General features: G+C 49.9%; 21 protein-coding genes and 3 pseudogenes. 20 read left to right on the top strand and 4 right to left on the bottom strand.

Going from position 1 to position 17,904, the window contains the following annotated elements:
* From XBJ1_RS03660 to XBJ1_RS22285, 20 genes and pseudogenes are all read left to right on the top strand, one after another.
* On the top strand, positions 1-654 hold the full coding sequence (locus XBJ1_RS03660) for a cobalt-precorrin-8 methylmutase (protein ID WP_012987421.1): 654 nt from the start codon (positions 1-3) through the stop codon (positions 652-654).
* Positions 647-1,810: a cobalt-precorrin-5B (C(1))-methyltransferase CbiD gene (cbiD, locus tag XBJ1_RS03655; protein ID WP_012987420.1), complete on the top strand. Its 1,164-nt coding sequence runs from the start codon at positions 647-649 to the stop codon at positions 1,808-1,810. The genes XBJ1_RS03660 and cbiD overlap by 8 nt, the downstream gene beginning before the upstream one ends.
* Complete coding sequence (locus XBJ1_RS03650) at positions 1,807-2,427, top strand: cobalt-precorrin-7 (C(5))-methyltransferase (protein ID WP_012987419.1); 621 nt, start codon at positions 1,807-1,809, stop codon at positions 2,425-2,427. The genes cbiD and XBJ1_RS03650 overlap by 4 nt, the downstream gene beginning before the upstream one ends.
* On the top strand, positions 2,417-3,013 hold the full coding sequence (locus XBJ1_RS03645) for a decarboxylating cobalt-precorrin-6B (C(15))-methyltransferase (RefSeq protein WP_012987418.1): 597 nt from the start codon (positions 2,417-2,419) through the stop codon (positions 3,011-3,013). The genes XBJ1_RS03650 and XBJ1_RS03645 overlap by 11 nt, the downstream gene beginning before the upstream one ends.
* Positions 3,006-3,800, top strand: a complete 795-nt coding sequence (locus tag XBJ1_RS03640) for a cobalt-precorrin-4 methyltransferase (protein WP_012987417.1) — start codon at positions 3,006-3,008, stop codon at positions 3,798-3,800. The genes XBJ1_RS03645 and XBJ1_RS03640 overlap by 8 nt, the downstream gene beginning before the upstream one ends.
* A complete protein-coding gene (cbiG, locus tag XBJ1_RS03635; RefSeq protein ID WP_012987416.1) occupies positions 3,781-4,845 on the top strand; it encodes a cobalt-precorrin 5A hydrolase in 1,065 nt (354 codons plus the stop codon). The genes XBJ1_RS03640 and cbiG overlap by 20 nt, the downstream gene beginning before the upstream one ends.
* The gene (locus XBJ1_RS03630) at positions 4,839-5,564 is read left to right on the top strand and encodes a precorrin-3B C(17)-methyltransferase (protein WP_012987415.1); all 726 of its coding nucleotides are present in this window, start codon (positions 4,839-4,841) and stop codon (positions 5,562-5,564) included. The genes cbiG and XBJ1_RS03630 overlap by 7 nt, the downstream gene beginning before the upstream one ends.
* Complete coding sequence (locus tag XBJ1_RS03625; protein WP_012987414.1) at positions 5,561-6,355, top strand: cobalt-precorrin-6A reductase; 795 nt, start codon at positions 5,561-5,563, stop codon at positions 6,353-6,355. The genes XBJ1_RS03630 and XBJ1_RS03625 overlap by 4 nt, the downstream gene beginning before the upstream one ends.
* A 14-nt stretch (positions 6,356-6,369) precedes the next feature.
* A complete protein-coding gene (cbiK, locus tag XBJ1_RS03620) occupies positions 6,370-7,164 on the top strand; it encodes a sirohydrochlorin cobaltochelatase (protein WP_012987413.1) in 795 nt (264 codons plus the stop codon).
* On the top strand, positions 7,164-7,877 hold the full coding sequence (locus tag XBJ1_RS03615; protein WP_012987412.1) for a cobalt-factor II C(20)-methyltransferase: 714 nt from the start codon (positions 7,164-7,166) through the stop codon (positions 7,875-7,877). The genes cbiK and XBJ1_RS03615 overlap by 1 nt, the downstream gene beginning before the upstream one ends.
* Positions 7,878-7,880: 3 nt before the next feature.
* Positions 7,881-8,612 carry an energy-coupling factor ABC transporter permease gene (locus XBJ1_RS03610; RefSeq protein ID WP_012987411.1) on the top strand — a complete coding sequence of 244 codons (732 nt, stop codon included), beginning with the start codon at positions 7,881-7,883 and terminating at the stop codon, positions 8,610-8,612.
* 12 nt (positions 8,613-8,624) lie between these two features.
* Positions 8,625-8,906, top strand: coding sequence for an energy-coupling factor ABC transporter substrate-binding protein (locus XBJ1_RS03605; RefSeq protein WP_012987410.1), 282 nt, complete (start codon positions 8,625-8,627; stop codon positions 8,904-8,906).
* Complete coding sequence (locus tag XBJ1_RS03600; RefSeq protein ID WP_012987409.1) at positions 8,893-9,570, top strand: energy-coupling factor ABC transporter transmembrane protein; 678 nt, start codon at positions 8,893-8,895, stop codon at positions 9,568-9,570. The genes XBJ1_RS03605 and XBJ1_RS03600 overlap by 14 nt, the downstream gene beginning before the upstream one ends.
* A 38-nt stretch (positions 9,571-9,608) precedes the next feature.
* Positions 9,609-10,421, top strand: a complete 813-nt coding sequence (locus XBJ1_RS03595) for an ATP-binding cassette domain-containing protein (protein WP_012987408.1) — start codon at positions 9,609-9,611, stop codon at positions 10,419-10,421.
* Positions 10,418-11,959 carry a cobyric acid synthase gene (locus XBJ1_RS03590; protein WP_012987407.1) on the top strand — a complete coding sequence of 514 codons (1,542 nt, stop codon included), beginning with the start codon at positions 10,418-10,420 and terminating at the stop codon, positions 11,957-11,959. Before XBJ1_RS03595 ends, XBJ1_RS03590 begins: the two co-directional genes overlap by 4 nt.
* A gap of 59 nt (positions 11,960-12,018) precedes the next feature.
* A complete protein-coding gene (gene cobU / locus XBJ1_RS03585; RefSeq protein WP_012987406.1) occupies positions 12,019-12,564 on the top strand; it encodes a bifunctional adenosylcobinamide kinase/adenosylcobinamide-phosphate guanylyltransferase in 546 nt (181 codons plus the stop codon).
* Positions 12,561-13,319, top strand: a complete 759-nt coding sequence (gene cobS / locus XBJ1_RS03580) for an adenosylcobinamide-GDP ribazoletransferase (protein WP_012987405.1) — start codon at positions 12,561-12,563, stop codon at positions 13,317-13,319. Before cobU ends, cobS begins: the two co-directional genes overlap by 4 nt.
* A gap of 31 nt (positions 13,320-13,350) precedes the next feature.
* Positions 13,351-13,476: pseudogene (locus XBJ1_RS22295) on the top strand (histidine phosphatase family protein); the annotation flags it as partial.
* Between the two features lie 118 nt (positions 13,477-13,594).
* Positions 13,595-14,659: a nicotinate-nucleotide--dimethylbenzimidazole phosphoribosyltransferase gene (gene cobT, locus XBJ1_RS03575; protein WP_012987404.1), complete on the top strand. Its 1,065-nt coding sequence runs from the start codon at positions 13,595-13,597 to the stop codon at positions 14,657-14,659.
* A pseudogene (locus XBJ1_RS22285) lies at positions 14,638-14,861 on the top strand (recombinase family protein); the annotation flags it as partial. The gene cobT and the pseudogene XBJ1_RS22285, both read left to right, overlap by 22 nt.
* Positions 14,862-15,253: 392 nt before the next feature.
* On the opposite strand, the pseudogene XBJ1_RS21235 reads toward XBJ1_RS22285, so the two are convergent.
* The 4 genes and pseudogenes from XBJ1_RS21235 to XBJ1_RS03555 all read right to left on the bottom strand — a co-directional run.
* Positions 15,254-15,394: pseudogene (locus XBJ1_RS21235) on the bottom strand (DDE-type integrase/transposase/recombinase); the annotation flags it as partial.
* 63 nt (positions 15,395-15,457) lie between these two features.
* Positions 15,458-15,733: a hypothetical protein gene (locus tag XBJ1_RS22900; protein ID WP_419184842.1), complete on the bottom strand. Its 276-nt coding sequence runs from the start codon at positions 15,731-15,733 to the stop codon at positions 15,458-15,460.
* A gap of 12 nt (positions 15,734-15,745) precedes the next feature.
* A complete protein-coding gene (locus tag XBJ1_RS22140; protein ID WP_143827621.1) occupies positions 15,746-16,405 on the bottom strand; it encodes a hypothetical protein in 660 nt (219 codons plus the stop codon).
* A 40-nt stretch (positions 16,406-16,445) separates the two neighbouring features.
* Positions 16,446-17,483, bottom strand: coding sequence for an IS630 family transposase (locus tag XBJ1_RS03555; protein WP_041573280.1), 1,038 nt, complete (start codon positions 17,481-17,483; stop codon positions 16,446-16,448).
* Between the last annotated feature and the right edge of the window lie 421 nt (positions 17,484-17,904).

Here is a 17,904-nt window from a genome sequence, read left to right as displayed (position 1 = left end):
ATGAACTATCCTCAACGCTCGTATATTCAACAACCTCAGCAGATTGAGCAACATAGCTTCGACATTATCACGGGGATTATCCGTGAATCGCGGCCTGATTATCATTTTGTGGATGCCGGACAGGAAGCGGTGATTAAACGGGTGATCCACACCACCGCTGATTTTGACTGGCTCGATATCCTCCATTTTTCACCGGATGTCCTGCATCGTATTCGTGATGGGATCTTACGCGGCTGCACGTTATACACCGATACCACGATGGTGTTATCCGGCATCAATAAAACCCGTCTGGCGCAATATGGCAGTGAATGTCGTTGTTATGTCAGCGATCCCCGTGTCGTGCAAATGGCGAAAGTGCAGCAGATCACCCGTTCAATGGCGGCGGTCGATATCGCCTTGCAAGAGTCAGGAGAGAAGATTTTTGTTTTTGGTAATGCCCCCACCGCGCTGTTTCGCTTGCTGGAACATCAATCCACGCCCATTGCCGTCGTCGGGGTGCCGGTGGGTTTTGTCGGGGCGGAAGAGTCCAAAAATGCGCTTATACATAGCGACTTGAGCTGCATTGCGGCGAGAGGGCGCAAAGGTGGCAGCAATATTGCGGCGGCGATTATCAACGCTGTTTTGTACCGGATGCCGGAGGTGCGGCATGAATGAAACGTTGAATGAAACACCACACACGCAGGCAGAAAGCCTCGGTACGGTCTGGCACAGAGGGAAACAGTACCGCAAAGGTTATACCACCGGCTCTTGTGCCACGGCTGCTGCGCGGGTCGCGGCGTTAATGATCCTGCGCCAGCAGATTATCCATCAGGTTTCCATCGTAACCCCTTCCGGTGTCACGTTGGCCTTGAACGTTGAACAGCCGCTGATTGAAGGTCAGCAGGCAGTGGCGGCGATCCGCAAAGATGGCGGTGATGATGTTGACGCCACCCACGGGATGTTGATTTTTGCCCGCGTCTCCCTGAATGACAGCGGAATCATCACGCTGGATGGCGGTGCAGGGGTTGGCCGAGTCACGCGGGTCGGGATCGGTTTACCAATAGGCTGGGCGGCTATCAATAAAACGCCGCGGCACACTATTGAAGAAGCAGTGCGAGAGGTGATTGGTCTTCAGCGTGGGGCAGATATTGTGATCTTTGCGCCAGAAGGCGAAGAACGGGCGAAAAAAACCTATAACGACCGGCTGGGGATCAAAGGGGGAATTTCGATTATCGGTACGACGGGCATTGTCATGCCGATGTCAGAAGAGAGCTGGAAGCGTTCACTGGCGCTGGAATTGGAAGCTAAACGCGCCAGCGGATTGGATCGGATTATCTTTGTGCCGGGTAATCACGGTGAGCGTTTTGTCAGTCAGCAGTTGGGCATTGACGGAAACTATGTGGTGACGATGAGTAACTTTGTCGGCTACATGCTTCAGGAAGCGGTGCGTTTACAGTTCAGTCATGTGGTACTGGTGGGTCATGTCGGTAAGCTGGTGAAAATCGCAGCGGGTATTTTCCATACCCACAGCCATATCGCGGATGGCCGCATGGAAACCCTGATCGCCAACCTTGCCTTAATGGGCGCGCCTTTCGAACTGATTCAGGCCGTTGATCACTGTGATACCACCGAAGCCGCCATCGAACTGATCGCGGAACGTGGCTGGCAGGCGGTGCATCAGCAGATTGCCCGGAAGATCTGCGGGCGCGTTGATCAAATGCTGCGTTTTTCCAGTGGCAGGCCACAGTGCGATGCCATTCTTTTCTCCTTTGATAATCAAGTGTTGGGCTGCAATCGGCCAGTGGATGAGATTGTGGAGGGGTTCCGATGATTACGGTCGTTGGTATCGGCCCCGGCGCTATCGCAAATCAAACGCTGGCCGCGCTGGATGCCATCAAACAGGCGGAAATATTGGTAGGAGGTGCTCGTCATCTGGCTGAATTTCCCCATTTCCGGGGCGAAACCCGCCGTTTGAATGCCGATATGGATGGATTGATGCAATGGCTTGAACTGCGCCAGCATCAGCAGGTTGTGGTGCTGGCGTCGGGTGATCCCCTGTTTTATGGCATAGGTAAACGCATCGCTGAACATTTTGTCGGCGAGCCGCAAAACATTCGCATCATTTCCGGTATCAGTGCCATTCAATACCTGTGCGCCCGAATTCTGCTGGATATGAATGATATCTACCTTACCAGCAGCCACGGTCGAAAACCGGATTTTGACTGGCTGCTCCGGCACGAAAAAATCGCAATGGTGACAGATGAGGTGATTGGCCCCCGCCAGATTGCGGAGGAGATTTTGGCTCGCGGGCAGCATCGCCGGATGGTGATTGGTGAAAATTTGTCACAGGAGAACGAGCGGATTGTTTGTCTGAGTGCGCAACAGGTCGCCGGATACGGTGACATTAATTATGGCTTGAACGTGGTGGTGATCCTTAATGAAAGATGAACTGTTTTTGCGTGGTCATCGCATTCCCATGACCAAAGAAACTGTCAGAGCGCTGGCACTGGAACGGCTGGAACTGACAAAAGCCCGGCGTCTGATTGATGTCGGAGCGGGGACAGGCAGCGTCAGTATTGAAGCTGCATTGCGTTACCCCACGCTGGATGTTCTCGCGATTGAACGTAAGGAAGAGGCGCTGGCACTGATCTATGAAAATGTCCGGCACTTTGGCTGTCACACAGTCCGCATTCAGGCGGGTGTTGCACCACTGCCCTTGGAGGAAGCCGTCGATGCCATTTTTATCGGCGGAACAGGCGGGCATTTGACGGAATTAATCGATTGGTCGCTGACACACCTGAACCCAGGCGGGCGTTTGGTGATGACGTTTATCCTGCTGGAAAACTTTATGCAGGCATTGGCGCATCTGCAATCTTGTCAGGTGGTGTCTCTTGATGGCCGTGAAATTCAGATTGGGGAACTGACCCCATTGGGGCAGGGGCACTATTTCAAACCCAACAACCCCACCTATTTGATTTCCTGCCAGAAATTTTTCGAACACCTGTCCGAGCCAGAGGAAAACGCTTATGCCTGAATATGTTGATCCCGAATCAGCGTGTTTTGATGCTGAAAAAGTCTGGTTTGTCGGGGCGGGGCCGGGAGATAAAACCCTGATCACCCTGAAGGGATATCAACTGCTGCAACAGGCGCAAGTGGTGATTTATGCCGGATCGCTGATTAATCGGGAGCTACTGGAATATTGCCGTGCGGATGCAGAATGCTATGACAGCGCGGGTATGACATTACAGGAAATCACTGATTTGATGGCGAACAGTGTCAAAGCCGGAAAATTAGTTGTGCGTCTGCAAACGGGGGATTTGTCGCTATTCGGTTCTATCCGTGAACAGGCTGAAATGCTGGCCGGTCAGGGAATAGGTTTTGTCTCTGTGCCGGGTGTCAGCTCTTTTCTCGGTGCGGCTGCGCAATTGGGGGTGGAATATACCGTCCCCGAAGTGGCGCAAAGCCTGATCATCACCCGCATGGTTGGCCGAACGCCGATGCCGCCACGGGAAACACTGGAAGCTTTCGCCGCTCATCAGACATCGATGGCGATCTTCCTGTCGGTACAGGATATAGCCGGTGTCACTGTTCGGCTGATACAGGGCGGCTATCCGCAGGAAACTCCCGTCGCGGTGGTTTACAAAGCAACGTGGCCGGACTGCCGGATTGTTCGTGGCACATTGGACACGATTGTGGAACAGGTACGCACGGCAGGTATTCAGAAAACCGCCCTGATTTTGGTCGGCGCATTTCTTGGCGAGGAGTACCACTACTCAAAACTGTATGATGCGGGGTTCAGCCATGAATATCGTCAAGCATGATGAGCGGATCGCGTTGTTCTGCCTGACATTCGGCGGCATGGCATTAGCGCGCCGTCTGCAATCTCATCTGGCCGTGGATTGTTTTACTTCCCCTGAACTGGTGGAAACGGGGTTCAGGGCTTTCGATAGTGGCTTTGCCAATACGGTACGCAATGCGTTTATCCAATATGGCTCGCTGGTTATGGTTGGTGCGACGGGGATCGCTATCCGCGTGATTGCACCACTGCTTAAGGACAAACTGATTGATCCGGCGGTTGTCGTGCTGGATGAAAAAGGCCAGTTTGCCATCAGCCTGTTATCGGGGCATATGGGCGGTGCGAATGATCTGGCGCGTCAGGTTGCGGATCTGCTTGGCGGGCAAGCGGTCATCACAACTGCAACGGATGTCAACCAACTCGCTGCAATTGATATGTTATCCCGGCAAATTGACGGCGAAATGGCGGATTTTCGCGCCAGCGTCAAGACAGTGAACCAAATGCTGGTCAATGGCAAACGGGTGGGAATATGGTGGCATCCGGCGCTGATTGACGAAAAAGGGCAGTGTGATACCCGTGGATTTATTCCGGTGGAATCCCTTGATGATTTGCCGGAACTCGATGCCTTGGTTTACGTCAGCCACCGACGGGCAACACCCGTATTGGCGATCCCGACCTTCAAATTAGTGCCACGCCGGATTATCGCGGGTATTGGTTGCCGGCGCGGGATCGCTGCTGAACGGGTCGCGCAGTTATTGGATCGTCATCTGGCAGAACATGATTTTGATCCTCTGGCATTAAAAGCCATCGGCAGTGTGGAACTGAAACAAGAAGAGCCGGCTTTAGTTCAACTGGCGGAAAAACGCCGCATTCCTTTTCAAATTTTCTCTGTTAACCAGCTCGCCCAATGTGAACAGGCATTCCCTGCCTCTGAATTCGTGCGTAAAACCGTGGGTGTCGGCTGTGTCTCCCAACCCGTTGCCTGGCTGATGAGTCAGGGGCGGCTGGTTGGTCATACCCTGCGTGAGCAGGGCGTCACTATCACACTAGGAGTATTGCAGCCATGTTAACCGTCATTGGAATAGGCCCCGGCAGTGAAGCCATGATGACGCAGGAAGCGATAGCCGCACTGAAAGCCGCAGATATCGTGGTGGGTTACAAAACCTACACTCATTTGGTAAAGCCGCTGGTGGGCGATAAAGAGATTATCAAAACCGGCATGTGTAAAGAGATTGAGCGCTGTCAGGTGGCGATTGATCTGGCAGAAGAAGGCAAAAATGTCGCGCTGGTCTGTAGCGGCGATGCGGGGATTTATGGCATGGCGGGGCTGGTTCTGGAACTGGTCAGTCAGCATCAACGCCATGTGGAAGTGCGTCTGGTGGCCGGTGTGACGGCCAGTACCGCTTGCGCCTCACTGCTTGGTGCTCCTCTGATGCACGATTTCTGTCATATCAGCCTGAGCGATTTGCTTACGCCGTGGGCGGTGATTGAAAAACGGGTACGGGCAGCCGCCGAAGCGGATTTCGTGGTGTGTTTTTACAATCCGCGCAGCCGTGGCCGCGAAGACCATCTGGCACACGCCTTTGCGTTGATGGCGCCGTGGACACCGGCAGAAACACCCGTCGGTGTGGTCAAGGCGGCGGGGCGCAAGAAAGAAGAAAAATGGCTGACCACTTTTGGCGGGATGGATTTTTCCCGCGTTGATATGCGCAGTCTGGTGATTGTCGGCAATCAATCCACTTACGTGCGTGATGGGCTGATGATCACACCGAGAGGGTACAGATTGTGAAACAGCCACAAATCCACATTTTTGGCGGCACAAGTGATGCCCGCCAGATTTGCATGATGATGGACAGCGCTGGCATTGATTATCGCCTGTCTGTTGCCACGGCCACGGGAGCGCAGCAGGCGGCTGATATCCGCGGTGACATTGTGATTGGCCGGATGGAAGCAGAGGGCATGGTGGATTATCTGCAAAAGCAGAAAACGCAGAGGGTCATCGATGCTTCTCATCCTTATGCCGAACAGTTGAGCCAAAACATCGCGCAGGCCTGCCAGAAGCTGGATATTCCTCTGATCCGTTATATCCGTCCGAGTGACATTGATGATGTCGAACATGCCTTGATCCATAAAGTGGCGACTCTTGATCAGGCATGCGAAGTGGCCGCCAGATTAGGCGAACGGATTTTGCTGACTACCGGCAGCAAGCAACTGGCCGATTATGTGACGCGTTTGGCAGGAAAAACCGTGCTGGCGCGTGTCTTGCCGACGGCAGAAGTCTTGGCGCTATGTGAATCCTGCGGCCTGTCGGTTGATCAGATTTTTGCCCTGAAAGGCCCGTTCAGTGCCGATTTTAATCGGGCATTCTACCAATTCTGTCAGGCGGATGTGGTCATCACCAAAGAATCCGGTGAACAGGGCGGTTTCAAGGAGAAAGTTGAGCCGTGCCTTGCGCTGGGTCTGCCCTGCATCGTGATCTGCCGTCCGGTACATCCGTTTAACGGTGAGGGAATTACGCAGGCCAACGGTTTGGAAGAAATGGCTCAGCTATTGGCGAATTTCCCGGCGATAGCTAACTAATAAGGGATAATGCGATGAAAAAAGCACTGTTGGTGATCAGTTTCGGAACCCGTTATCCCGAAACGCGAAAAAATAATATTGAAGCCTGTGAGCAGCAGTTGGCTTCTGTTTTTCCTGATAGGGAACTGTTTCGCGCTTTTACCTCCGGCATGATTATTCGCAAATTGCGGGAGCGTGATGGCATCCACATTGACACGCCTCACGATGCGCTGACCAGACTGTATCACGCTGGTTATCACGATATCGCTGTTCAGTGCCTGCATATCATCAAAGGTGACGAGTATGAAAAAGTCCTTCATGAAGTAGAACGATTTCGCCCGCAGTTTCAACGTCTGGTACTGGGCGCCCCTTTACTGAATCATTTTGAAGACTATCTGCAATTGATGAGGGCGTTGCACCACCAGCTCCCCAGATTGGGTGACAAAGAGTGTGTGGTCTTCATGGGACACGGCACGACTCACCCCGCTTTTTCTGCTTACGCCTGTCTGGATCACCTGATGACTCACTACCACTTTCCGGCTCGCGTGGGGGCAGTGGAAAGCTACCCGGAAATCGCTTTGATTATTAAGGGACTGAAAGCCGAAGGCATCCGTAAAGTTCACCTGATGCCGTTGATGCTGGTGGCAGGGGATCATGCCATAAATGATATGGCTTCTGATGAAAGCGACTCCTGGAAATCACAGTTGGAGAAAGCCGGTATGACGGCCATCCCTTGGTTGCAGGGATTGGGCGAAAATCCGATGATCCGGCAGATGTTTGTTGCTCATCTTACGGATGCCATGAATGAAAATAGCCGGGAGGATGCGTAATGAGCGGAAAACTGTATGTCATGGGGGTTGGCCCCGGAGCGAGTGATCTGATTACCGTACGTGCTGCCCGTATTCTGGCACGGCTGGATGTCATTTATGCCCCTTCTGGCAAAAAAGGCGTTCAGAGCCTTGCTCACTCCATCGTTGAAGAATATCTCTCACCTGAAACTGAAGTGTGCACGTACCATTTTTTAATGAAATCAGACAGGGGAGAAAAAGAAGTCGTGTGGAATAACGTCGCACAAGCCTTGCAAGAAGAAGTGGCGAAAGGCAGAAAAGTCGGCTTTATCACACTGGGCGATCCGATGCTGTTCAGTACGTGGCTATTTCTGCTGGAGCGGATCGGCAATCCGTCGTGGCTGGAAATCGTACCGGGCATTACCTCATTTGCAGCGATTGCGGCACGTAGCGCAATGCCGTTGGCGATGGAAAATCAAACCTTGTCCGTTATCGCCGGTACGGCGTCCGATGCGGTTTTGGAGCAAGCCTTGCTCAATCATGACTGCATCGTCCTGATGAAAGTTTACTCAAATTTTGAACGGATACGCGAGCTGCTTCAGCGTCACCACCTCCTGCAACACGCGTTGATGATGGCTGATGCGACCTTGCCGACAGAACAGTACTGGCGCCATCTCGACGCATTGGAGAGTGGTCAGGAGCTATCGTATTTCTCAACGATTCTGGTTAATAAAAACTGGCAATTACCGAGGTGAGTTATGCAACAGAAACTAACGAAGTTTTCGTTATCTGGTGCGGCTATCGCACTGCTTTTAGCTCTGGCACCGCAGGAAGCGTTCGCCATGCATATCATGGAAGGGTTTTTGCCCCCGATGTGGGCAGTTGCATGGTGGCTGGCTTTTCTGCCTTTTTTGGCGGCAGGCATTATGAGGCTGCGTCAGATTGTGCAGGAAGACAGTAACCAGAAAGTGTTGCTGGCACTGTGTGGCGCATTTATTTTCGTCTTATCTGCGTTGAAAATTCCCTCTGTCACCGGAAGCTGTTCTCATCCGACCGGGGTCGCGCTGGCGGTGATCTTGTTTGGCCCTTCTGTCGTTGCGGTACTGGGTGCGATTGTCCTGCTGTTTCAGGCGTTGCTGCTGGCGCACGGCGGCGTCACCACGCTGGGGGCTAACGGCATGTCGATGGCTGTGATTGGCCCGCTGGTGGGGTATCTGGTATGGCGTTTCTCCTGCAAAATGGGCGTACGCAAAGATATCGGTGTCTTCTTCTGTGCTTTTATCGCCGATATTGTCACTTATTCCGTCACCTCGATTCAGTTGGGGGTCGCTTTCCCCGATCCACAACTTGGCATGGGGGCAGCCATCATCAAATTTATGGGCATTTTCTGCATAACCCAGCTACCGATTGCGGTTGCTGAAGGTTTACTGACCGTGCTGATTTACGATCAGTTGGTGAAAAGACAATTAATTCAGGCTCGCAGTTTTTAAGGAGTGTTGAAGATGAAAAAGACATTAATATTGCTGTCTCTGCTGATTGCTCTGTGCGTTATTCCATTTTTCATTGATCACGGCGGGGAATTTGGTGGTGCGGATGGTCAGGCTGAAGCGCAAATCATGGAAATTGCGCCCAATTATACCCCTTGGTTCGAATCCTTGTATGAACCGGCCAGCGGTGAAATTGAAAGCCTGTTGTTCACATTACAGGGCAGCCTCGGTACTGCCGTGATTTTCTATATCCTTGGTTATTATCGCCGCAGCCGTAAAGATCATGATCGGCATTGATAAACTGAGCGACCAGAGCCGTTGGCGCAATAAAGATCCCAAGGCGAAATTCGCCCTGTATCTGCTGTTTATGGTGCTGGCGATGGGGCTATCTCCAGTATGGCAGGCCGTACTGTTATTCGGCCTTGCCCTATTTACCTGCTATCTGCTGCGGATCAGCCTGCTGCGTTACCTGAAATGGCTGTTGATCCCGCTGGGGTTTCTCGGCATTGGCCTGATTGCTATCGTATTGTCTGCCAGTTTGCAGCCGGACAGCCTGTTGTGGGGATTTAAAGTAGGGCAATATTGGCTGGGTATTGATTCACAGGGTGTAAACATGGCTAATCAGACTCTCTGGCGCAGCCTTGCAACGTTGGCGGCAACCTTCTGGTTCATGCTGAATATGCCCTTTGAGCAGATGATTAAGTTACTGAAATTCTGCCGTGTTCCCCACCTCTTGATTGAACAGATCCTGTTGACATGGCGCTTTATCTTTATCTTTGTGGAGGAAGCCGCCGCGATCCACCGCGCGCAATCACTGCGTTTTGGTTATCGCTCCCTGCGAACGGACTACCGCTCACTGGCGATGCTGGTCGGTATGCTGTTTACGCGGGTGATGAGCCGTTATCAGCAGATGAGTGTGGCGCTGACACTCAAACTGTATCAGGGTGATTTTCATTTATAACATGGGGAATTGCGGCTTATCAGATAAAGGAGGTGAACATGCTGGCGACGCAGGCACTGTATTTCAGTTATCAGGATGAACCTATCTTGCAAAACCTGACACTTGATTTCAGCCATCATCAAGTTACCGGAATTATCGGAGCGAATGGTTGTGGTAAATCGACTTTGCTGATGAACCTTTCCGGCATCCTGCGTCCACAACAAGGCGCTGTCTGGTGGGATAATGCACCATTGGATTACAGTAAAAAAAGGTTGATGGCGTTGCGTCAGCGGGTCGTCACGGTATTTCAAGATCCGGATCAACAGATCTTTTATACCGACATTGACAGCGATCTGGCTTTCAGCCTGCGTAATCTGGGTGTGGAGGAGGCCGAAATTCAGCGCAGGATAGAACGTGCACTGACATTGGTGGATGCCCATGCTTTCCGCAACAAGCCGATTCAATACTTGAGTTTTGGTCAGAAAAAGCGGGTGGCGATTGCGGGTGCATTAGTGATGGAATTTGATTACCTGTTGCTGGATGAGCCGACAGCGGGGCTTGATCCTTCCGGGCGTCAGCAAATGCTGGAAATCATCGCCATGATTGCTGCCGGGGGTAAACGGATCATTATTTCCAGCCATGATATAGATTTGATCTATCAGATTTGTGATGGTTTATATGTACTGGCAAAGGGTCGGGTGATCAGTTCAGGTAAACCAGAAACCGTCTTCCTGCAAAAAGATCTGCTGGAACAGGCAGGTTTGGTGCAGCCGTGGCTGGTGAAAGTACACAGTGAAGCCGGATTGCCTCTGTGCAAAACAGAGCAGGCGCTTTTTGCTATCCTGCATGCAACAAAGGAGAAACGACAATGACACTATCTCTGATGATTCAGGGAACGGCTTCTGATGTGGGCAAAAGTGTGCTGGTGGCCGGATTTTGCCGGATCTTTTTACAGGACGGCTATCACTGCATTCCTTTCAAATCGCAAAATATGGCGCTCAATTCGGGTATTACTGCCGATGGCAAAGAAATGGGGCGGGCGCAGATATTTCAGGCAGAAGCGGCAGGTATTGAGCCGGATGTGCGTATGAATCCGGTTTTACTGAAACCCACCAGCGATCGTAAAGCGCAGGTGATTTTTATGGGCAAAGTAGTATGCAGCATGAATGCCGTGGAATATCACGAATATAAGCCACGGCTTCAACAGCAGATTCTGGCTGCCTATGACAGCCTCGCAGCGGAAACCGATATTATGGTACTGGAAGGTGCGGGGAGTCCGGCTGAAATCAATTTGCGTGATCGCGATATCGTCAACATGGGCATGGCAGAGTTGGCGGATGTTCCGGTCATTCTGGTAGCGGATATTGATCGTGGCGGCGTGTTTGCCGCGATCTATGGCACGCTGGCACTCCTCAGGCCAGAGGAAAGAGCACGGGTCAAAGGCGTGATCATCAATAAATTCCGTGGCGATCCGGCTTTACTGCAATCAGGCATCGATCAGATCGAAGAGCTGACACAAGTGCCGATATTGGGTGTGCTGCCGTGGTTGGATCTCGATTTGGAAGATGAGGACAGCGTCGCCTTGCAGGTCGGCAAATATGCTCACTCCGGCAAGCACACAGAAAATTGGCTGGATATCGCGGTTATCCAGTTTCCGCATATCGCCAATTTCACGGATTTCAACGCGTTGGCGGCACAACCTGATGTTCATCTGCGTTATGTCTCTGATCCTTCAGCACTTCACGGATCAGATCTGATCGTTTTGCCGGGCAGCAAAAATACGTTGGGTGACTTATTATGGTTAAAGATCCAAGGGCTTGATCAGGCAATTATCGCCGCGCACCAGTCAGGTATCCCGATTATTGGGATTTGTGGCGGCTTTCAGATGCTGGGAAAACAGATCATTGATGAAGTTGAATCAGGCTTAAACCGGATGGCCGGCCTGGGATTACTGGATGCTGATACTCAGTTTGCCAATGAAAAACACACGGCACAGGTTAAAGGCGTTGTCATGCCTGAGCTGACGGGGATGCTGAATTCATGCAGCGAGCAGCCGATTGCGGGCTATGAGATTCATATGGGAATGACACAGCTTGGCGAGCAGGCATGGCCATTTGCCAAAATGCATCTGCGTAATGGAGAGGAGACGGTCTGGTTTGATGGCGCAGTTAATCAGTCAGGATCGGTAATGGGCAGTTACCTGCATGGCCTGTTTGATCAGAATACGTTTACTCGCCCATTACTGAACCAGCTTCGTCGCCAAAAAGGCCTCGCACCATTAGAAAATGTGATGTTCAATTACGTCCAGCACAAAGAAAAACAGTTCAATATTCTGGCTGCCAGTATGCGTGAGCATCTCGATATTGATCGTATCTATCAGTTAATGAAAGAGCATGAAGAGCATCACTGATTGCAAAAACAAGGCGTATCGTGTGAGCATTGTGACTTTACGGAGTTTGGGATCACAAAATGATTTTGGTGACGGGAGGTGCACGGAGCGGTAAAAGTGCCTACACAGAACGGCGGATTGCGGGGCAGTGTGAGCAGGTACTTTATATTGCTACGGCGCAGGTTACGGATGAAGAAATGGCGGCTCGCATCGAGCGGCATAGACAGGAACGCCCTTCACACTGGCGGACTTGGGAGGGTTATCAAGACTTGGCCAGCGTGATCCGCCAGCATCGGCAACCCGAAGAGGGCGTGATACTTGAATGTGTAACAACGTTGACTGCCAACCTGCTGTTTGACGAATCGGCAGGGGCATCACCTGATGAATGGGATTTTCCATCATTGGAGGGATTTATTCAGCGTCAGATAGATGATCTGATCGCGGCTTGCCTGCATTGTCCGGCTCCGGTGTATTTGGTCACGAATGAAGTGGGCATGGGCATTATGCCTGAAAATCGGCTGGCGCGTCATTTTGTCGATATCGCCGGGCGCGTTAACCAAAAACTGGCGCAGGCGGCTAAAGAGGTCTGGCTGATGGTCTCAGGGGTTGGAGTCAAAATCAAATGAAGCTGAATCTCTTTTGGGCGACATTGCAATTTATGACACGGCTTCCCGTGCCTGTAAAATGGACGGAGGGGGTTGATTTCAGCCAGTATTGGCGCGGCGTACCGAATTTTCCGGTGATTGGCCTGATTATTGGCGGATTGGCCGCCCTGATTTCGCTCTCGATTAGTCAATCCGGCGGCGGTATGTATATCGGTGCCATTGGCTATGTGCTGGCATTGGCACTGTTGACAGGCGGGTTACATTTAGATGGTTTGGCCGATACCTGTGATGGCCTTTTCTCTGCCCGCCGGCGAGAAACAATGCTGGCGATCATGCGCGATAGCCGTCTCGGTACATATGGCGGTCTGGGGTTAATTTTCTGTCTTTTCCTTAAGGTTTTCGCCGTAGCAGAGCTTTCTTATCATCCCCCTCTTGAGCTATTTGCCTTGCTGACGTGCGCACCGATTGTCGGGCGTACGGCCGTCGTGCTGCTGATGTATGAACAGCGTTACGCCCGTGAAGGTGAAGGCATGGGAAGCAGTTATATTGGCCGAATGACTCCGCGATCGACTGCTCTCACGCTTTTAGGCGGTGCGGTATTGGTTATCGCGCTCGGAGACTGGCAAGGATTAATCGCCATGATGGTGACATTGATCGTCATTTATGGATTGGCCTTCTATTTTAATTATCGTCTTGGTGGTCAGACCGGCGATACGCTGGGTGCTTCAATTGAAGCAGGGGAAGTCATTTTTCTGCTGGTCATGATCTGGGAATAGATTGGGTGATCAATCTGGAGAAAATCATCCAATGCGGCTTTTTCTCGTTCGACACGGGCAAACGGAAGCCAATATTAACAACGTTTTTTGCGGCAGTACGGATCTGTCACTGACGGGGACGGGGGCACGTTGGTTGTCTGACTGGCAAAATGCCGACAGAAGCCATGTGGTCTTTTCCCTTTCAGCAAGGTGCTTATAGCGTCGTCGATAATCACATTGCGTGTCTTCAATGGACGGGCAGAATATCGGCCTGAAGAATAGCCAGGATGATACACATGACTCTTCAATCTTTACTTGATGCAATCCAGCCGCTGAATCAGGCGAAAATAGAAACCGCGACGCAGCACATTGACAGCCTGGTCAAACCGCTGGGCAGTTTGGGGCGTCTTGAAGCACTGGCGATCCAGCTTTCAGGCATGCCGGGGATACTGGATCTTCGCAATCTGCAAAAAGAAATCATCGTCATGTGTGCCGATCATGGGGTATATGACGAAGGTGTGGCAATCTCACCCAAGAATGTCACGGCGATACAGGCACGGAATATGCTGCAAGGGATAACCGGGGTCTGTGTACTGGCAAAAAACAGCGGTACCCATGTCTTGCCCGTGGATATTGGGATCGATGGTGATCCGATTGACAATTTACTGTCCCTGAAATTGGCTCGCGGCTGTGGCAATATTGCACAGGGGGCAGCTATGCAATATACACAGGCTGAAACTTTGTTGCTGGCGAGTGCGCAACTGGTGCAACAGCGTATTGCCGCAGGGGTGTCCGTATTTGGTGTGGGGGAGCTGGGTATCGCCAATACCACGCCGGCCGCGGCAGTCATCAGCGTGCTGACGGGCAGTGATCCCCATGATGTGGTTGGGCAGGGGGCTAATTTGCCCATTGAGTGGCTGATGCACAAAGGCTCCGTTGTGCATCAGTCGATTATCGTCAATCAGCCGAATAAGAATGATGCGCTTGATGTATTGGCAAAAGTAGGCGGGTTTGACCTTGTCGGTATGACGGGAGTGATTCTCGGAGCCGCGGCGTCAGGTGTTCCTGTCGTTCTTGATGGTTTTCTTTCTTATGCTTCTGCATTGGCTGCCTGCCAGATGGCACCTATTGCACGGAATTACTGTATTCCTTCACATCTGTCAGCAGAAAAAGGCTCAGGGCTGGCATTACAGCATTTGCGTCTGCAACCTTATCTTCATCTGGGTTTGCGCCTTGGTGAAGGCAGTGGAGCGGCAATTGCGATGTCTTTGATTGATGCCGCTTGTGCGATTTACTGCAATATGGGGCAACTGGCGAGCAGTGGGATCAGTTTGCCGGAGCAGAGTTCGAAAGGGATTTGATATGGCTGCGCACTCGGGAAGGTATGGCTATTACCCGGGCAAAAGGAAAACTACGAGGTAAACAACCAAAATTCTTGGATAAGCAACAGAAAGAGCTATGCCGCATGCACGGAATGGCGGAGTACTCAACGATCTGGCTGAACTGTTTTCAGTATCGATACCAACTGTCTATCAGACTCTTGTATGTACAAATAATATTTAAGAGTAGATTATGCTCAGTAATAATAAATCCAACTATGATCAGTTTCTCCGGAGTATTCATGCTTAAATTTTATTCTTTAGTTAGTCTATTATGGTTATCTATTTCTGCGTTTGCTCACTCATCCTCTGCGGTCGGTTTTAAAGAAATTGACCTAGTGCTACAGTCGTAATTTATTTGTAATCAGAGGGTTATCTCGGTGACGATAATGACATTGTTGTGCATAGTATTGGTGTCGCCGCCGCCAGTATGACCAATGTAAAATCTGTTCGACTGTCTCCCCCGTTTTTTCCATCAATTCTGACAGCAACTTACGCAGTTCCGAGACACTGAGGGCTATCAGCCCCTTTGCCGTTTTTTTCTCCCGTATCCGCAAAATAGTCACGAGGGCGGATCTGGAAAAAATGCAGGGCGGTGACCGCATCACGGTGAGCGGTCAGCAGGAAGTCAATCGTCTGACCGTGGGTATCGACCGCCCGGTAAAGGTATTTCCACTGACCTTTTACTTTGATATAGGTTTCACCCATCCGCCATCGCAGCCACTGTGAAACCACCCTGACCAACTACCACCAAACCCCTTCCTGTTTACGCACGGATCCTTACCGTCCGCCAATAACGTTGAAGTAACCTTGGAGAATTGCCATTCTAACAAAAACTCCGTTCTCAGCCTGAGAAAAATAAGCACAATGTACTGAATTATCTAACTCATAAGGAAGCTCATAACCTCGAGGAAGAGGATGCATAATTATGGCGCGGGGATGTAAGTGTGAAAGTAGATCAGGAGTGAGCATCAAATTGGAATTGGGTAAATGATCTGCTGTTTCTCTATAACCCGCCATATAAATAACATCCGCACTACACAACCCCTCTTTGATGTTATGGAGATATTAGTAGGTGACACCCGCTTGACGAAGGTACGCTTCGTCTTCTTGAAAAAGCTTACAATTTTCTTCAGTGCAAAGTAATAATTTTATATTGTGAAACAGGGCGATACAGAAGAGAAGAGAACGCGCTGATCGGGAAGAGGGGTGGCAGCATAATAATAAAGTTAATGATTTATGAAGAGGGAAAGATTGATGAATGGTAAAAATATCAAGCAAAGCCTGCGTTGGATGCTCTGCATTTAATCCTTCACCATTTCCCGCATTTATAACTGGAAGGCGACTTTTTATACAATAGTTATGCACAGGCTCAACTTCGGCGTGGCGTATAACGGCAATATCGGCATACGCATTGATCATTTGTGCAGTATCCGTAAATTTTTCATTCCAGCTTGAACCAGAACGGCTTGACTCACCATCAGCAAAACCTATAACTCTTGCACCAAGACGGTTGGCTGCGCTTTCAAAACTGAGGCGAGTTCTTGTACTGGCCTGAAAAAAAAGTGAAGCAACAAGGATATCTTCATTTCTTTTTTTTATTTTTTTATCAGGTTTTGATACTTTAAAATTCTGAGCCAGATCTATAATATTCATTATAGTGTCTAAGTTTAATGATTTAATAGAGAGAAGGTTATCCTTTAGAAAAAAATTTTGCACTGATATCATAACTCACCTCCGGATTTTCATATTAATGATATATACGCAATTAACTTGAAGATGCGGGTTTTAAAATCTGGAAGTTATCAGTCAACCGAGTGGTGAGTTCTTTCGCTTTTTCTGGCAATGTGACATGAAAAAAGTGGCGCAGCGTTTCACGGAATGTTTTGGTATCCGGAAAATAGACATTGTTTCGTACCTGCTCATTCACATACTTCCATAATCGCTCAATCGGGTTGAGATTAGGGCTGTAAGGCGGCAGGTAGTGCAACTCAATATTCAAAACCTCGGCAAAAAATTGGACGACTCCGGAACGGTGATAACCCGCACCATCCAGAATAATGTGGATTTTTTGCGAAAGTGGATAGGTTTCCCGGATTGAGCCGAAAAAAAGGACGACATTTTTCGCGTTAATCGTCGGATATTCACGAACAATAGTCTCTTCAATCCGTTGTAAATTAAGGGCACCCATGATGTTGAGTCGAGTACGACTGCCTGTGGTTTCAACCACTTTGACGTGCTTCCGCCCGCTCTTCATCCAGCCATAACTTAATTTTGTGGACAGGGTCGGGTGAACCGCATCAATAAATAAAATAGGCGCATTCTGGCCACATTCTTCTTTCAGCGCGTTGTAGGTTTCAATAAACTGTTGCTGTTTATCCGCATCAAATTTATGCGGAGCACCCATTGGCTTCTTGTAGCTGAAACCTTGACGGTGAAGCCATTTCGTCATTCCTGCGACAGTGAAAGTCACCTGCCATCGTGCCCGAACATAGGCCACAATTTGTGCGGTAGTGTGCATCAAATTTGCCATCAGATACTCAACTAATTCTGTTGTTTGTTCGGCAGACAAACGGCTTTCAGAGCCCCCATTTTCAGGGGCGAGTTTTTCCTCAGAGAAGTAATCTTTCAGATGGCGGCTCACCGTACTTTCATGGATCCGCAAAGCCTGAGCAATCATCTGGGCAGTCCAGCCTTCTGAGGCCAAAAGCACGGCCTTGATGCGGTCACGTACTCGTCCATCGCGAGTCGTATCATGCATCAATTCGAGGGCGTCTTTTTGGGCATCTGTTAGATTAATTTTCATGGGCGCAATCATGATCTGATACAAATGAAAAATCAAGCATCTTCAATGACGACGGGTATATATAAAAATAACGATAATGAAAAGACTACCAAGAAAAATAGACCGACAGTCACATTTACTGTAAGAAGCATGCTATTGTTAAAGTTACTGCTAATATTACAGTTGAATTGAGCTGAAATTTATCAAAAAACCAACCCTTTAAAGCTAATTTAGAATGAATAAGAAATAAAAAAGAAAAATCTTTATGCTCAATTAACTTTTTTAAATAATCATTATTATTCCAGTAAATAGGAGCAACTTAATTAAATTCCTTTCGCACCAAGTCAGTATAATTTTTTGTTTCTGACATATCAATTTCTCTTTTTGTTATAAATGATTAAACTATGCACATATTTAAAGGGCAGATTCGACTAATAAGTTA

The organism is Xenorhabdus bovienii SS-2004, from assembly GCF_000027225.1.
GTDB lineage: Bacteria > Pseudomonadota > Gammaproteobacteria > Enterobacterales > Enterobacteriaceae > Xenorhabdus > Xenorhabdus bovienii_C.
Note: the sequence above shows the minus strand (reverse complement) of the source record. Positions and strands in the feature narration are given on the sequence as shown.

What these genes read in the sequence shown, in the direction of transcription:
- XBJ1_RS03660 (WP_012987421.1), top strand. Translation starts at nt 1, where the DNA reads ATGAACTATCCTCAACGCTCGTATATTCAACAACCTCAGCAGATTGAG.
- cbiD (WP_012987420.1), top strand. Translation starts at nt 647, where the DNA reads ATGAATGAAACGTTGAATGAAACACCACACACGCAGGCAGAAAGCCTC.
- XBJ1_RS03650 (WP_012987419.1), top strand. Translation starts at nt 1,807, where the DNA reads ATGATTACGGTCGTTGGTATCGGCCCCGGCGCTATCGCAAATCAAACG.
- XBJ1_RS03645 (WP_012987418.1), top strand. Translation starts at nt 2,417, where the DNA reads ATGAAAGATGAACTGTTTTTGCGTGGTCATCGCATTCCCATGACCAAA.
- XBJ1_RS03640 (WP_012987417.1), top strand. Translation starts at nt 3,006, where the DNA reads ATGCCTGAATATGTTGATCCCGAATCAGCGTGTTTTGATGCTGAAAAA.
- cbiG (WP_012987416.1), top strand. Translation starts at nt 3,781, where the DNA reads ATGAATATCGTCAAGCATGATGAGCGGATCGCGTTGTTCTGCCTGACA.
- XBJ1_RS03630 (WP_012987415.1), top strand. Translation starts at nt 4,839, where the DNA reads ATGTTAACCGTCATTGGAATAGGCCCCGGCAGTGAAGCCATGATGACG.
- cbiK (WP_012987413.1), top strand. Translation starts at nt 6,370, where the DNA reads ATGAAAAAAGCACTGTTGGTGATCAGTTTCGGAACCCGTTATCCCGAA.
- XBJ1_RS03615 (WP_012987412.1), top strand. Translation starts at nt 7,164, where the DNA reads ATGAGCGGAAAACTGTATGTCATGGGGGTTGGCCCCGGAGCGAGTGAT.
- XBJ1_RS03610 (WP_012987411.1), top strand. Translation starts at nt 7,881, where the DNA reads ATGCAACAGAAACTAACGAAGTTTTCGTTATCTGGTGCGGCTATCGCA.
- XBJ1_RS03605 (WP_012987410.1), top strand. Translation starts at nt 8,625, where the DNA reads ATGAAAAAGACATTAATATTGCTGTCTCTGCTGATTGCTCTGTGCGTT.
- XBJ1_RS03600 (WP_012987409.1), top strand. Translation starts at nt 8,893, where the DNA reads ATGATCGGCATTGATAAACTGAGCGACCAGAGCCGTTGGCGCAATAAA.
- XBJ1_RS03595 (WP_012987408.1), top strand. Translation starts at nt 9,609, where the DNA reads ATGCTGGCGACGCAGGCACTGTATTTCAGTTATCAGGATGAACCTATC.
- XBJ1_RS03590 (WP_012987407.1), top strand. Translation starts at nt 10,418, where the DNA reads ATGACACTATCTCTGATGATTCAGGGAACGGCTTCTGATGTGGGCAAA.
- cobU (WP_012987406.1), top strand. Translation starts at nt 12,019, where the DNA reads ATGATTTTGGTGACGGGAGGTGCACGGAGCGGTAAAAGTGCCTACACA.
- cobS (WP_012987405.1), top strand. Translation starts at nt 12,561, where the DNA reads ATGAAGCTGAATCTCTTTTGGGCGACATTGCAATTTATGACACGGCTT.
- cobT (WP_012987404.1), top strand. Translation starts at nt 13,595, where the DNA reads ATGACTCTTCAATCTTTACTTGATGCAATCCAGCCGCTGAATCAGGCG.
- XBJ1_RS22140 (WP_143827621.1), bottom strand. Translation starts at nt 16,405, where the DNA reads ATGATATCAGTGCAAAATTTTTTTCTAAAGGATAACCTTCTCTCTATT.
- XBJ1_RS03555 (WP_041573280.1), bottom strand. Translation starts at nt 17,483, where the DNA reads ATGAAAATTAATCTAACAGATGCCCAAAAAGACGCCCTCGAATTGATG.